Consider the following 12,805-nt stretch of genomic DNA (forward strand, 5'->3'; position numbering starts at 1 on the left):
CCCGCTTGCCATGCCGTATGCTGGGGTCTGCCCATACCGGAGACCCCACGATGAAAAAATCCCTGCTACGCCTGACCCTGCTGGCTTGCGCCGCCTTAGGCAGCCACGCCGGCGCCCAAGCCGCCTCGCCATCGCCCACCATCAAGCCGGGCCTGTGGCAAGTCGACAGCAAGATGGCGTCGCCGGACGCCGCCACCGACAACGCCATGTCCATGGTGCTGCAACAACTGGGCAACCTTCCTCCCGATCAACGCAAGCAGCTGGAAAGCATGGCGGCCAGCCGCGGCATGGCCATGCCCACGGTGGGCGCCGACGGCGCCGTGCGCGTGACGGCGTGCGTGACGCCGGACATGGCGGCGCGCAAGCAGATTCCCACGGGCCAGCCCGGCGATTGCAAGTCGAAGAATACGGACATCGCGGGCGGCATGCAGGTATCGTTCACTTGCGCCAACCCGAAATCGAGCGGCGAAGGCAAGGTCATGTTCACGGGCGACCAGGCTTTCAGCATGCAGCTGGCCGTGACGACCAGCGCGCGCGGCGCGCCGGAACAGGTGAACGTGACGAGCAGCGGCAAGTGGCTGGGCGCCAGCTGCCCTGCCCCGGCCACGACGGCAGCTCAAAAGCCGTGACGGAAGCCCAGGTTGAAGGCAGCATCACCGCGGCCGCTGTCGCTGGCATTGCCCACCGTGTAGCGGGCGCCGTTCTTGTTGTGGATCTTCGCGTAGGACGCGTAGAAATCGCTGCGCTTTGACAGGGAATACGTGAGGCCGACGGCCATCTGGCTGGCGTCGCGGTTGGCCAGGTCGCGGTCATCCTTGCGCACCCAGGACGCCAGCAGCTTGAAGCCGCCCACGGGCACGGACACGCCCAGCAAGGTGTCGCGGCTGTCCGACGACGACATCGACAGGGCCAGCGTGCTGTAGGCGTTGTTCGGGTCCCACGGCGAGCTGCCATAGCCCTTGTTCACGCCCACGGCGGCAAAGACGGTGGCCACTTTCAAGTCGACATTCGCCGCGATCAGGGTATTGCGGGCCGACATGTCGATGGCGGGCAAGGTACCGGAAGCGAGGATGAGGTTATTCTTGCGCTGGTGCGATACGCTCACATTCACGGCGCCGGCCGAATAGCCGAGGGTGGCGCCATACGCGCGGTTGCTGGCATTGCTGTACGGCGACTCGCCAAAGCTGTAGATGGCACTGGCAGTCACGCCGCGCAAGGCGGGCGTCACGTACTTGACGGTATTGTCGTAGCGTTTCACGCTGTAGCCGGCCAGATTGCTCGCGCTGCCGGCCATGCCGCCCTTGAACGGGTCGGCCACGTCGGTCAGGGCCAGGTAGTGCGGGTTGTACTGGCGCCCCAGGGTCAGCGCGCCCAGGCGGCTGTCGAGGCCCACGTAGGCCTGGCGGCCGAACAAACGGCCCTCTTCCGACTGGCCCGTGTCGTTCTGCACGCCCGCTTCCAGGGTAAATACGGCGGACACGTCATTGCCCAGCGCTTCGCGGCCCTGCACGCCCAGGCGCGAGCCGGACGCGACGCCGCCGGACACCCTGGTGTTGGCGCAATTGGCGGCGCAGCCCCGCTCGGCCACGATGCCCGCGTCAAGCACGCCGTACACGGCAACGTTAGTGGATGCGGCACTGCCTGCGCCATCGGCAGCCTGGGCCGGTGCAAAAAGCATCCACGGCCCCATCCCTATCACAGCAAGCGCAAAATACGAGGTCTGCATGATAAATATCTCGGTAACGTGAATTGAAACTTCCCGGTATTGATCAGGACATGCGCTGTGTGTCTGATCTCAGTGTTACCTTATCCTCGCTTTTTGTCCAGCCATCCGTGCGTTGTACAACAGAAACTTCAGCTTAGGCCATGAAACCGCGTCGCGTACTGACAACACGCAAGAGTGAGCATGATTCAGGCACTAGCGGCAAAATGGCGTTAAATGCAGGCCCTGCCGTAAAGCAATGTTCGGTGGCGAACGTTGCGAGAATTGACGCAGGCGGTACACTACTGGTTTTACCGACAGCGGCTCGCCCGTTTTTTCTGCATGCTAGCTATCCTCGAACGCATTGACCCCAACTCCAGCAATATCGACTTGCTGGTGGAACTATTCAACTCACTGCGTCCCAAGCGCCCCCACGACAGCGCTACCGCGATTGCCAACGTGCGCACCCTGCGCCAGCTTCTCAAAGGTAACCCCGCGCAAGCGCGCGCCCTGCACGAGTACGTGCTGCGCGTGCTGGCCGCGCGCCGCCACGCCAGCCTGTACACCGATATCGGCGTGCTGTCGAACAGCGGCTTTTTCACGGAATTGAAACGCCGCATCGCCTACCGCATGCTGCCGCCCGCCCTCGGCGACGAATACCTGAACGACGCGCTCGACCAGGTGCTGTACCTGAAGACCGATTATTTGTGGATCAGCAACGTGCCCGCCACGGACTGGCTGGAACTGTTCGACGTGCTCACCAGCGACGAGATCGAACTGGCCGTCGGCGATGGCAATATCATGCTGCCAGGCATGCTCGACGCCATCCGCACCCTGTCCTACCGCGTCTGCGCCATGGGCCTGGAACCGGAATTGACGCGTTTCCATAGCGAAATTGAAGTGTTCCAGTCGCCGTTCATGGTGCAGAACACGGAAGTGAACGCCTACCTGGACGCCTACACGAATCTGCTGCACGGCGATCTCGAGCACATCGAGGATGCGCGCCATTTGCTGGTGATGCTGGACCAGTGCGACGCCGTCATCGCCAAGATCCGCAAGAAGGCGCTGTACCAGGGCACCAGCATTCCCCTTACGTATTTATTGGTGGCGCTGGCGCAAAGCATCGAGCGCCTGCGCAAGCTGCTGTTCCTCGTCGACACGAGCGGCGAATTGCCGGCCTCGAACAACGTGGACATCGCCGCCATCACGGTGGACGCCACGCAAGACTTGCTGCACCCGCAACCCGTCAGCCGCCGCCGCGCGGGCGCCGTCGGGCTGGCGCTGGAACTGATCCAGGCGCACAACAACAAATACAAGGTCAGCGACCTGTTTTCCGACAATATCAACTTGCTGGCGCGCAATGTGACGGAAAACGCCAGCCGCACGGGCGAGCATTACATCGCGGAAAACCGCCGCGAAATGGGCGCCATGTTCCTCTCGTCCGCGGGCGCGGGCGTGATCATCGGCTTCATGGCCCTGTTCAAGATATTGATGTCCTACCTGCGCTCGGCGCCGCTGGTCGAAGCGTTCATGTTCAGCATGAATTACTCGATCGGCTTCATGTTCATCCACTTGCTGCATTTCACGGTGGCCACCAAGCAGCCGGCCATGACGGCGTCGCGCATCGCCGCCGGCCTGCACAGCAAGGATGGGAGGAATATCGACCTCGACAGCATGGCGGAATTGATCAATAAAGTGTTTCGCACGCAAAACATGGCCGTGCTGGGCAACCTGGCCACGGCCATCCCCACGGCGTGGCTGATCGCGCTCGGCTACAAGGCGATTACCGGGCACAACCTGGTGACGCCCGAGAAGGCCATGCGCTTGCTGCACGATATCGACCCCATCGGCAGCCCCGCCATCTTTTACGCCATGATCGCCGGCGTGTGCCTGTTCGTCGCCGGCCTGATTTCCGGCTACTACGACAACCAGGCCCTGTACACGCGCTGGGCGCAGCGCATCGCGCAATTGCGCGGCCTGGGCCGCGTCATCGGCCAGGAACGCCTGCAGCGGCTGGGTTTGTACCTGGAAAACAACCTGGGCGGCCTGATGGGTAACTTCTATTTCGGTATCCTGCTCGGTTCCATCGGCACCCTGGGTTTCCTGATCGGCTTGCCGATCGATATCCGCCACATCACCTTCTCGGCCGCCAACTTCGCCACGGCGCTGGTGGGCCTGGACCACAACATGAGCTGGCAACTGGCTGTCAAGTCGCTGTCGGGCATCTTCGCCATCGGCACGGCCAACCTGCTGGTGAGCTTCGGCCTGGCCCTGTGGGTGGCCCTGCGTTCGCGCCAGGTGCGCTTCAAGCACGGCATGCAATTGCTGAAGATTCTGGGCAAGCGCTTCCTGCGCTCGCCCATCGTCTTCTTCTTCGGCTCGAAAAACCCGCCACCTTTGGCACTGGCCGATGATACGGCAAATCTGTCACCCACGACCAAGGCTCAAAAATGACCGCCAGGCGCATGCAACCCTGCCTCACCGCCCTACTGCTGTGCTGGACCCTGGCTGCATGCGCCTCGCTGCCCAACGTCAAGAATCTCAACACCACGCTGGAACCGGTGGCCAAGCCCAAGGTCATCACGGGCAAGGGCGCCGTGCTGAACGTCAACAGCCGCGCCGCCCTGCTCAACAAGCGCTGGGCGAAGTCCGGCATGGACTTGAAAGCCCAGGCCGCGCTGGAAGAGGCGGCCACGGGCGTGCCTTTGATCAAGGGCAACAAGGTGACCCTGCTGTTTGACGGCCCGCAAACGATGGAAGCCATGTTCCAGGCCATCAGCGAAGCGAAGAACAGCATCAATCTGGAAACGTATATCTTCGACCAGGACCCGCTGGGCCTGAAGTTTGCCGACATGCTCATCGAAAAGCAGCAATCGGGCGTGACGGTCAACGTCATCTACGACAGCGTGGGCACCCTCGGCGTGCCGCAGGCGTTCTTCGAGCGCATGCGCGCGGCCGGCGTGCACCTGGTGGCTTTCAACCCCGTCAATCCCGCCAAGCTCAAGGGCGACGACTGGAAGATCAACAACCGCGACCACCGCAAGGTGCTGATCGTCGACGGCAAGACGGCATTTACGGGCGGCGTCAACATCAGCGACACCTATGCAAAAAGCTCGCTGTTCCGCTCCAAGAACAAGTCCGCCGACAAGAGCGACGTGGGCTGGCGCGATACCCACGTGAAAGTGGAAGGCCCGGCCGTGGCCGCCTTCCAGTGGCTGTTCATCCGCACCTGGGCCCAGCAAGACCAGGCCGATTTGCCGGACGCGAATTATTTCCCTACCCTGTCGGAAGTGGGCGACAAGCTGGTGCGCGTGGTGGCCAGCGAGCCGGACGGCGGCTTCGAGATCTACAAGGCGTATATCCTGGCCATCCAGGAAGCAAAAAAAACCATCCACATCACGTCCGCCTATTTCGTGCCCGACCAGCAGACGGTCGACGCGCTGGTGGCCGCCGCGAAACGGGGCGTGGACGTCACGGTGGTGCTGCCCGGCGTGTCCGACAGCGGCCTCGTGTTCCATGCGGGACACGCGCTGTACGACCAACTGCTGGCCGGCGGCATCCGCATCTTCCACTTGAAACTGGCCGTGCTGCACGCCAAGACGGCCGTCATCGACGGCGCCTGGTCGACGGTCGGCTCGACCAACATCGACATGCGCAGCTTCCTGCATAACAGCGAACTGAACGTGATCGTGCTGGGCGACAGCTTCGGCCGCGAAATGGAAAACGCCTTCCAGGAAGACTTGCGCGACTCGGAAGAGATCACCAGGGCGAAATGGGAAACGCGGCCGATTGCCGACCGCATGAAGGAGTGGGCGGCGCGCTTCATGAATTACTGGCTGTAGCGGAGTAGCCATCAAAAAGTCCAGGGCGTTGTTGCATTGCCTCGCCGTACTATTCGTACTGTCTTCGGCAACGCGCCTAGCCCTGGCCATTTTGCCGGCCACTCCTGATGCCGGTTGCCGCCTACCCCATTAATTCTGGCTACAGCGGCCGCAAGCTGGTCCACACGCCGCCCTGGCGCGCGAACGCTTCCGTGCTGACTTTTTCAAAGTCGGCGCCGTCGTCATTCCAGCTGTAGCGCTCGACGCGGATACAACTGTTTTCCACGCGCAGCACGTTGAAGGAGTTCGATTCGCCCCTGCCCCGCGTGGACGTAGCCGTGCCCGCCTGCACCATCAGGGCAGCGTAGCCGGCGATCTTGTAGCGCTCGGCCGTGTTGCCCGCCACGCTCGCGTGCAAGTGCCCGGCCAGCAATAGATCCACGCCGCATTCGGAAAACATTTGCAGCGCCAGCGGCGCACGGTCGACCAGGTCATCGTCGTCGAAGTGCTCGGGCAAGTCAAATGGATGATGCGTGACGATGATGCGCGTCAAACCGGGCGGCAAGCGGCCCAGGCGTTCGCGCAGGAAATCGATCTGCTCGTGGCTGATGCGGCCATCCTTGAAGGTCAGCGAGCGGGCCGTATTGATGCCCAGCACGGCGATTTCCTCGTCCACATATTCGGGCGACAAATCGTCCGTCACATGGCGCCGGTATTTCACCAGCGGCGTCAGGAAGCGGGAAAAGACGTTGTAGAGCGGCACGTCATGGTTGCCCGGCACCACGATCTGCGGCCCCGGCAAGCTGTCGAGAAACTGCCGCGCTTGCTGGAACTGGGCGCTGCGGGCCCGTTGCGTCAAATCGCCCGACACCACCACCACGTCCGGCTCCAGCCGTTCGACGAGCGCGCGCAAGGGCGCCAGCAAGTCCGTGTCGACCTTGCCAAAATGCAAGTCGGACAAATGCACGATGGTACGCATGGCCTTACTCCCCGGAAGGTGCCGGCGCAGGCACCAGCACCGTCAGCGCGGCCGGGCGGATGCGGTACTGCAGCGGCGTATTCATGACGGTCACTTCGCCATCCGTGGCCACACGCAGGCGCCGGTGCTTCGTGGCGATTTCCAGGTCGGTCGCCGTCAGCACGTCGAAGTCCTTGGCCTGCGACAACTTGCCAAACAGCGCATGCAAGGCCAGCTTCAGCAATCCCAGACGGCCCGGACGCTGCGCCACGTACAGGCTCAGCTGGCCGCCATCGAGCCGTTCGCGCTCGCCGATATTCAAGCCTTCCATCAGGTATTCATTGTTACCGATGAAGACAAACGGCGTGCGCCGTGCATGCACGGCGTCCTTCAGTTTCAATTGCACGCTGAGGAAGGGATAGCGGCGCAAGGCCGCCACCAGCGCCCAGCTGAACGCCAGCCACTTGCCCCGTCCCAGCCGGCGCTGCTGCTTTTCGCGGTCGCGCACGATGTCGGGATACAGGCCCAGGCTGGAATTGTTCAGGAAGATGCGGCCATTGACTTCACCCACGTCGACCTGGTGCGGCACGCCCTGCGCCACGTTGGCGATCGCCGCATCGAGTTCGAGCGGAATGTTCAAGTCCTTGGCGAAATGGTTCAGGGTACCCAGCGGCAAGACGCCAAACGGCGTACCGCTACCGACAACGACGGACGCGACAGCATTGATGGTGCCGTCCCCGCCACCGGCCACGACGATGGGCGCGCCATCGCGCAGCGCCTGCCCGGCCGTGGCGATCATGTCGGCGCCGCTGGCCGCCAGGGTGATGGCGGCGTCGAGCCCCACGGCGGCGAATTTCGCTTCGAGCTGCTGCGCCCAGTCGGGCGCATAGCCGCAACCGGCGCCCGCATTGATGATGACTGCAATCTTGCTCAGGATGGTTTCCCCTTATCTGGTTTGCCGGATATGCCGGCGGCGGCGCAGGGTCGACACGCCGGCGATGCAGATGGCCAGCCAGCCATAGCTTTCCGCCATGGCCGCCAGCACATCGCTCAGGTAATGCGCGCCCAGGTAAATGCGGCTGAAACCCACGAGTGAGGCCATCAGGAAGGCGCCCAGCGCGATGGCGATGCGCTTGCCCCACGCGCCCGGCGCCGTCTGGCAAATCAGGTAGGCGGCCAGCAAGCCGTACAGCGCCGTCGAGGTGGCCGTATGACCGCTGGGAAAGCTGTACGTGCTCAGGGCCGTCTGCAGGATGGGCTCGTCAAAGCTGGGCCGCGCGCGCACAAAAATGTACTTTAGCAGCAGGTTCAAAAACATGACGCCCGGCATGGTAATGACCAGGGTAAACAGCCAGTAGCTGGCGCCCTTGCGGTGCAGATACCAGCCCAGCAAGACGGCCAGGGTGATGGCGCCGATCACGCCATGCATGTGCGTGACGACCAGCAGGCAACTGGTGATCCACGGCACGGCATGCTGGTTGAACCACTGCGCCACCTGCAAGTCGATCACGGTGATTTGGGCCATGCCCATGACGGCTTCGGCGATCTCGTGGAAGACCACGATGGCGACGAGCATCAGGGCCACGCCCACCGTCATATGCAGGCCCAGCTCGCCTTCGGGCGACAGGCGCGCCTCGACGAAGCGGCGCAGTTTCGTGGTCCAGCCCGTGGTCATGCCCATGTCATTTTTCTCTTGCAAACTCATCTCTCTTTCATGTTCCCGGTACTGATCAAAAAAACCACACCAGTAAAAAAATACTGTTTATTCATACAGTAGCTGTGTATTCATACAGTAGTTATGCTATTCTGATGACTCGTTCAACACATCTCCCTCAAAGGAATTGTCATGGCAACATTGAATAGCGGTTTTGGCTCACGGTTCGGCCTGGAATACGCCCCAAGCTCTTTCCTCGTCCGCATGGGCAAGCGCGAAATCCTCGTCTGCCGCGACTTCCGCAAGCGCTACTACACCGTCAATCCCTTGATCGAGTGCGGTACGGGCATCGAGCCGGGCTATGTTGAAGTGCTGCTGATGCGCCGTTGGTTGCTTATTCTATCCAAGGCACATTAAGAATGACTTTAAAACAAGGTGTTCGCACCCTGTTATCAAGTCAGCTCCGTCCGGCCACGCCGGGAACGCCTCAGTACCGGCCAGCAGCACGCTGACCGACCCCTCACTACTGTGTGCGTTCCGGCGCGGCCGGGCTGGCAGGTGTTTCGGCAGCAGTGCCGGCAACTGTACCGGCAAGTGCGTCGGCACCTGCACCTGCACCTGCATCGGCAGCTGTGCTGGAAGGCATGGTGGCCGGCGGTACGCGGTCAGTCGCATTCGCTTCGTACCACAAGGTAACAAACAGCACCATCACGACGGGGCCGATGAACAAACCCACTAGGCCCAGGGTTTCCACGCCGCCCAGGATGCCGAACAGCACGGCCAGGAAGGGCAAGCGGGTGGCGTTGCCGATCATGCCAGGGCGCACGAAGTGGTCGGCAACGAACAGCACCACGGTGCCCCAGGCGGCCACGCCGATGGCGGCGCCCACATTGCCCTGGAACACCAGCAAGGCGGCCGCGCATCCATACGCGAGCGGCGCGCCAAACGGGATGATGGCCAGGATGCCCGTGGCAAACGCCCATAGGGCCGGTGACGGCAAGCCGGCGATGGCATAGGCGATGCCGATCAGCACGCCTTCGGCCAAGCCCACCAGCACCAGGCCGTTGACGGTGGCGCGGATGGCCGTGGGGATCTTTTGCGCATAGCGCCCCCACCGTTCCGGGCGCAGGAAATGGCTGCCGACGGCCGTGATCTGGCGCGTCAGCGCTTCACCATCCTTGTAGAAGAAAAACAGGCATAAAAACGCCAGGCCAAAGTCGACCAGGCGGTGGAACACGTCCGCGCCCAGCACCTTGAGCATGTCGCGCGCGGAATGAAAGCCGCCCACGGCGCTGCCCGCAAAGAAGTGACCCAGGCCATGCGGCTGGCTCAGGGTGGCTTGCCACCAGTCGCCGATGGCGCTGCCGGCCAGCGGGACATGCGCCACCCAGTCCGGCACGGGCAAGCCGTCGGCATTCGCATGCACGACGAAATTGGCCAGCACGGGCACTTCGCGCGCCGCCTGCGCCACGCCGAACAGCACGGGAATGATGAAGATGCAGGCAAACGCCAGGGTCAGCACGGCTGCCGCGACGATGGTGCGCTGGCCCAGCGCCGCGCGCACGCGCACATACAAAGGCCAGGTGGCCACGCACAGGATGCCGGCCCACACGAGCGGCAAAAAGAAACGCTGCATGACGAAGGCCGTCACGGCGATCAAGGCCAGGGAAAAGCCTGCGCTGACAATGTCGCGCTGGGTATCGTTCATGCCACTCCATTCGTGCCCGGCGCCATGGGCCGCCAGTATTCGCTATGCGCCACATGCGCAGGCGTAGCGTAACACGGAGATTCGCCGATTTACACGAGGCCCAGTTCCGCCGGTTTCACGCCGGCAAACACGTGGTCGAGTTGCGCCGGCGTCAAGCCGAAGGTGCGGCGCAGCAAGCCGCCCAGCACGGCCCGGTATTCATTCAGCACGGGCATGTCGCGGTTCTGGAACAGGTTTGCCTGCGACATCGCCACTTGCTCGCCCGCCACCTGCTTGCCCTTGATCCCGCCGCCCAGCACCCAGAACACGCTGCCGTGGCCGTGGTCCGTGCCGCGGTTGCCGTTTTCGCGGAAGGTGCGGCCAAATTCGCTGACGACAACGACGACGGTATTGCGCCAGGCACTGCCCATTTCCTGCGAAAACGCGGCCAGTCCCCGTCCCAGTTCATCGAAGCGCCCCGCCAGGTAGCCGCTGGCGCCGCCCTGCCCCACGTGCGTATCCCAGCCGCCCACGTCGACGAAGCCGAGGTTGTATTTGTCCTTCATCAAACGGGCGATGCGCTGCGCTTCCAGTTCAAAGCCCTTGGTACTGATGGCGTTGCGGTTGGCCGCCTGCATTTCCCCCGTCAATTCCTTCGTCACGTCGTCGCGCACGACAAAGCCCGCGCTGACGGGTTGCTGCAAGGGCGTGCCCCGGTACATGGCGGCGATGATCTGGCTTTGACGCGCATCAATGCCGGACTTGCCCACGGAGCGCAGCGCCATGTTCGGCACTTGCACGCCGCCCTGGAAGATCAGCGGCAGTTGATCGGTGAAAGCGATGGCGGGGCCGGCCTTGCTGCCATTCAAGGTCTGCACGAGGCGGTTCAGGAAACCCGAACGGAAGTCGCGCCGCGTGTTGATCTCTTGTCCCAGCTCGATGGTATCCTGCGTCTCGAAATGGCTGCGCGTCAAATCCGTCGTGCCCGCGAACGGGATGAAGGCCGCCTCGCCGCCCGTAAACATGGGATAAATGCTCTCGCGCAAGGCCGGATGCAAGGCCCAGTCGGCGTTCAAGGCCAGCGCGCCGTTTTCCTCGCCCGGTTTCGCGATGGCGATATTCGGCCGCGCCGCGTAGTAAAAATCGCTGCCGACCGGCACCAGCAAGTTATTCGCGTCATAGCCGCCGCGCAGGAAGACGAACAGCAGCTTCGCATCCGTGGCGGGTGCGGCCAGCAGGCTGCCCGCGTGAGTGAACAAGGGTGCGGCGGCCAGGGCTTTCAACAGGTCACGACGATTCATGGCAATCCTCCGATTTCAACTTAGCGGTGCATCATTTCCGGCGAGGAAAGAAGAAAAGTATTCCACTCCTGCGGCGAAGCGGCCTGATCCAGTGCCTGGCGCGTGGCCAGACTCAAGCCTGGCTGCAGCGACTGGTAATACAGGGCGCTGGCCAGTTGCGGGAACGCCACTTTTTCCTGCGGCTGCGGGCCATCCGTCTTGAACAGGCCGGCGCTGCCCGAACCGATGGTGCGGGCGATGTCGAAGCGCGTCGTCATTTGCCCCGGACTGGCCCAGGAAGCGTCCGTCAGCGGATAGCCATCAGGCGTCTGGCGTCCGTACAGGGGCTGGCCCATGCGCGAAAGCCAGTTCAGCATGGGTCCCGCATTCAGGATGGGCTTGTCGTCATAACTGAGGCGCACGGCCGACACGACATAATGCATGGGATCCTTGAATTTCTTGCCCAGCGACTGCTTGAATTCGGGGCTGTCGAACATGGTTTGCAGCACGTCGGCGATCAAGCCGTCGCTGCGCTGGAAGGTGGCCGCCATGCGCGCCACCAGCGGTGCGGGCGGGTTGTCGCCGACGAAATACTGGGCCAGCTTGCCACTGATAAAGTGCGCCGTGGCGGGACTGCGGCTCAGGCGGTCCAGCGCTTCATCGAGCTCGGCCAGGCCCCTGCCCTTCACCGTTTGCCCGAGGAATTGCTTGTCGCCGTAATCATGGCGGTTCGGATTGAACTCGAACAAGCCCCGGCGCACGTATTGCGACTGCAGCGCCGGCTTCACCTTCGGCGTGTCCGCTCCCAGGTTCACGCCCACGCCCGTCAGGATGCGCGCCAGTTCCTGCACGTCCATCTGGCTATAGCCGCCGTTCACGCCCAGCGTATGCAGTTCCATCAGTTCGCGCGCATAGTTTTCATTGATGCGCTTGGCGGCGTTGGCTTCATTGTCCAGGTAGCGCAGCATGGCCGGATGGTGGACGGTGGCGCCCAGCAAGTCACGGAATTTCCCCAGCGCATGTGGCGCGATGGCGTTCGCCTCGTAATCGCCCACCATGGCGCGCAAGTTGTGCTTGCCCTGGTGCACGCTGAAATGGTTGAGCCAAAACCAGCTCAGCTGCTGCTGCAACTGGTTCGGCGAATACACGTCCAGCAACAGCGAGCGCGTGGCCGCTTCGCGCGCCAGGCGGTTAAGTTCTTGCTGGTAATCCTTTTGCGCCTGCTGCTTCGCCATGTCATCCATGACGCCGGCCGACTCCTTGCGCTTTTGCTCCATAGAGATCACCAATTGCTCCAGCGGCACCTGGCTGATGGTCATGGCGTCGATCTGCGCGGCGATGGCTGGCGGCAGGGCCGCTTTTCCTGGATGCAACTGCGTCCGCAGCCAGGCGTTCCAGCCTTTGTCCTGCACCTGGCGCACGCTGCCCCCGCTCACGCCCCAGCTGACCCGTTCCAGCATGGCGATGTCCTGTGCGGGACTGCTCTGCGCGCGATGATCGGCCTGGGCGGCCGGTTCTGGCCCGGTCGCGGCGCAGCCGGCCAGCAAGAGCAGGGAAATCAAGGTCGTCGGCAATAGTCGGTGCGGGGTCATGGCGGTCCTTCAAGCGGTTTCATGCAGAATGCTTGAGGGTACGCCCAGGTTGACCTGCGCATGATTGCCATTTGCAACGAGTTGTAATCAGGCACGATGGTTCGCCAGCCA

Annotated in this window: 11 protein-coding genes; 4 read left to right on the top strand and 7 right to left on the bottom strand. The window is 62.9% G+C overall.

From position 1 onward, the window contains the following. Positions 1-50: 50 nt before the first annotated feature. Positions 51-629: a DUF3617 domain-containing protein gene (locus OX460_RS16180; RefSeq protein WP_289899251.1), complete on the top strand. Its 579-nt coding sequence runs from the start codon at positions 51-53 to the stop codon at positions 627-629. Here OX460_RS16180 and OX460_RS16185 read toward each other — a convergent pair. Next, on the bottom strand, positions 617-1,678 hold the full coding sequence (locus OX460_RS16185) for a porin (RefSeq protein ID WP_289899252.1): 1,062 nt from the start codon (positions 1,676-1,678) through the stop codon (positions 617-619). The genes OX460_RS16180 and OX460_RS16185 overlap by 13 nt on opposite strands. 366 nt (positions 1,679-2,044) lie before the next feature. Here OX460_RS16185 and OX460_RS16190 point away from each other — a divergent pair, with 366 nt between their 5' ends. Next, positions 2,045-4,156: a site-specific recombinase gene (locus OX460_RS16190; RefSeq protein ID WP_289899253.1), complete on the top strand. Its 2,112-nt coding sequence runs from the start codon at positions 2,045-2,047 to the stop codon at positions 4,154-4,156. Further along, complete coding sequence (gene cls, locus OX460_RS16195; protein WP_289899254.1) at positions 4,153-5,544, top strand: cardiolipin synthase; 1,392 nt, start codon at positions 4,153-4,155, stop codon at positions 5,542-5,544. The genes OX460_RS16190 and cls overlap by 4 nt, the downstream gene beginning before the upstream one ends. Before the next feature lie 139 nt (positions 5,545-5,683). Here cls and OX460_RS16200 read toward each other — a convergent pair whose 3' ends face one another. The 3 genes from OX460_RS16200 to OX460_RS16210 are packed head-to-tail and all read right to left on the bottom strand — an operon-like array spanning position 5,684 to position 8,186. Then, on the bottom strand, positions 5,684-6,502 hold the full coding sequence (locus OX460_RS16200) for a metallophosphoesterase (protein ID WP_289899255.1): 819 nt from the start codon (positions 6,500-6,502) through the stop codon (positions 5,684-5,686). 4 nt (positions 6,503-6,506) lie between these two features. Next, a complete protein-coding gene (locus OX460_RS16205) occupies positions 6,507-7,415 on the bottom strand; it encodes a diacylglycerol kinase family protein (protein ID WP_289899372.1) in 909 nt (302 codons plus the stop codon). A 12-nt stretch (positions 7,416-7,427) separates the two neighbouring features. Further along, positions 7,428-8,186: a phosphatase PAP2 family protein gene (locus OX460_RS16210; protein ID WP_257218687.1), complete on the bottom strand. Its 759-nt coding sequence runs from the start codon at positions 8,184-8,186 to the stop codon at positions 7,428-7,430. A 141-nt stretch (positions 8,187-8,327) separates the two neighbouring features. Between OX460_RS16210 and OX460_RS16215 the strand changes: the two genes are divergently transcribed. Then, positions 8,328-8,552 carry a hypothetical protein gene (locus OX460_RS16215; RefSeq protein ID WP_010396348.1) on the top strand — a complete coding sequence of 75 codons (225 nt, stop codon included), beginning with the start codon at positions 8,328-8,330 and terminating at the stop codon, positions 8,550-8,552. Between the two features lie 106 nt (positions 8,553-8,658). Here the strand turns inward: OX460_RS16215 and OX460_RS16220 are convergent, their stop codons facing one another. The 3 genes from OX460_RS16220 to OX460_RS16230 all read right to left on the bottom strand — a co-directional run bounded on the left by OX460_RS16220 (position 8,659) and on the right by OX460_RS16230 (position 12,694). After that, complete coding sequence (locus OX460_RS16220) at positions 8,659-9,843, bottom strand: AI-2E family transporter (protein ID WP_289899256.1); 1,185 nt, start codon at positions 9,841-9,843, stop codon at positions 8,659-8,661. A gap of 89 nt (positions 9,844-9,932) precedes the next feature. Next, the gene (locus OX460_RS16225; RefSeq protein WP_289899257.1) at positions 9,933-11,123 is read right to left on the bottom strand and encodes a DUF1501 domain-containing protein; all 1,191 of its coding nucleotides are present in this window, start codon (positions 11,121-11,123) and stop codon (positions 9,933-9,935) included. Positions 11,124-11,143: 20 nt separating this feature from the next. Next, entirely contained in the window at positions 11,144-12,694 is a 1,551-nt protein-coding gene (locus OX460_RS16230) for a DUF1800 domain-containing protein (protein WP_289899258.1), read from the bottom strand. Between the last annotated feature and the right edge of the window lie 111 nt (positions 12,695-12,805).

Origin of the sequence: Janthinobacterium sp. SUN033, assembly GCF_030397595.1 — a bacterium.
Lineage (GTDB): Bacteria > Pseudomonadota > Gammaproteobacteria > Burkholderiales > Burkholderiaceae_D > Janthinobacterium > Janthinobacterium kumbetense.

What these genes read in the sequence shown, in the direction of transcription:
- OX460_RS16225 (WP_289899257.1), bottom strand. Translation starts at nt 11,123, where the DNA reads ATGAATCGTCGTGACCTGTTGAAAGCCCTGGCCGCCGCACCCTTGTTC.
- OX460_RS16215 (WP_010396348.1), top strand. Translation starts at nt 8,328, where the DNA reads ATGGCAACATTGAATAGCGGTTTTGGCTCACGGTTCGGCCTGGAATAC.
- OX460_RS16190 (WP_289899253.1), top strand. Translation starts at nt 2,045, where the DNA reads ATGCTAGCTATCCTCGAACGCATTGACCCCAACTCCAGCAATATCGAC.
- OX460_RS16210 (WP_257218687.1), bottom strand. Translation starts at nt 8,186, where the DNA reads ATGAGTTTGCAAGAGAAAAATGACATGGGCATGACCACGGGCTGGACC.
- OX460_RS16230 (WP_289899258.1), bottom strand. Translation starts at nt 12,694, where the DNA reads ATGACCCCGCACCGACTATTGCCGACGACCTTGATTTCCCTGCTCTTG.
- OX460_RS16220 (WP_289899256.1), bottom strand. Translation starts at nt 9,843, where the DNA reads ATGAACGATACCCAGCGCGACATTGTCAGCGCAGGCTTTTCCCTGGCC.
- cls (WP_289899254.1), top strand. Translation starts at nt 4,153, where the DNA reads ATGACCGCCAGGCGCATGCAACCCTGCCTCACCGCCCTACTGCTGTGC.
- OX460_RS16180 (WP_289899251.1), top strand. Translation starts at nt 51, where the DNA reads ATGAAAAAATCCCTGCTACGCCTGACCCTGCTGGCTTGCGCCGCCTTA.
- OX460_RS16185 (WP_289899252.1), bottom strand. Translation starts at nt 1,678, where the DNA reads ATGCTTTTTGCACCGGCCCAGGCTGCCGATGGCGCAGGCAGTGCCGCA.
- OX460_RS16200 (WP_289899255.1), bottom strand. Translation starts at nt 6,502, where the DNA reads ATGCGTACCATCGTGCATTTGTCCGACTTGCATTTTGGCAAGGTCGAC.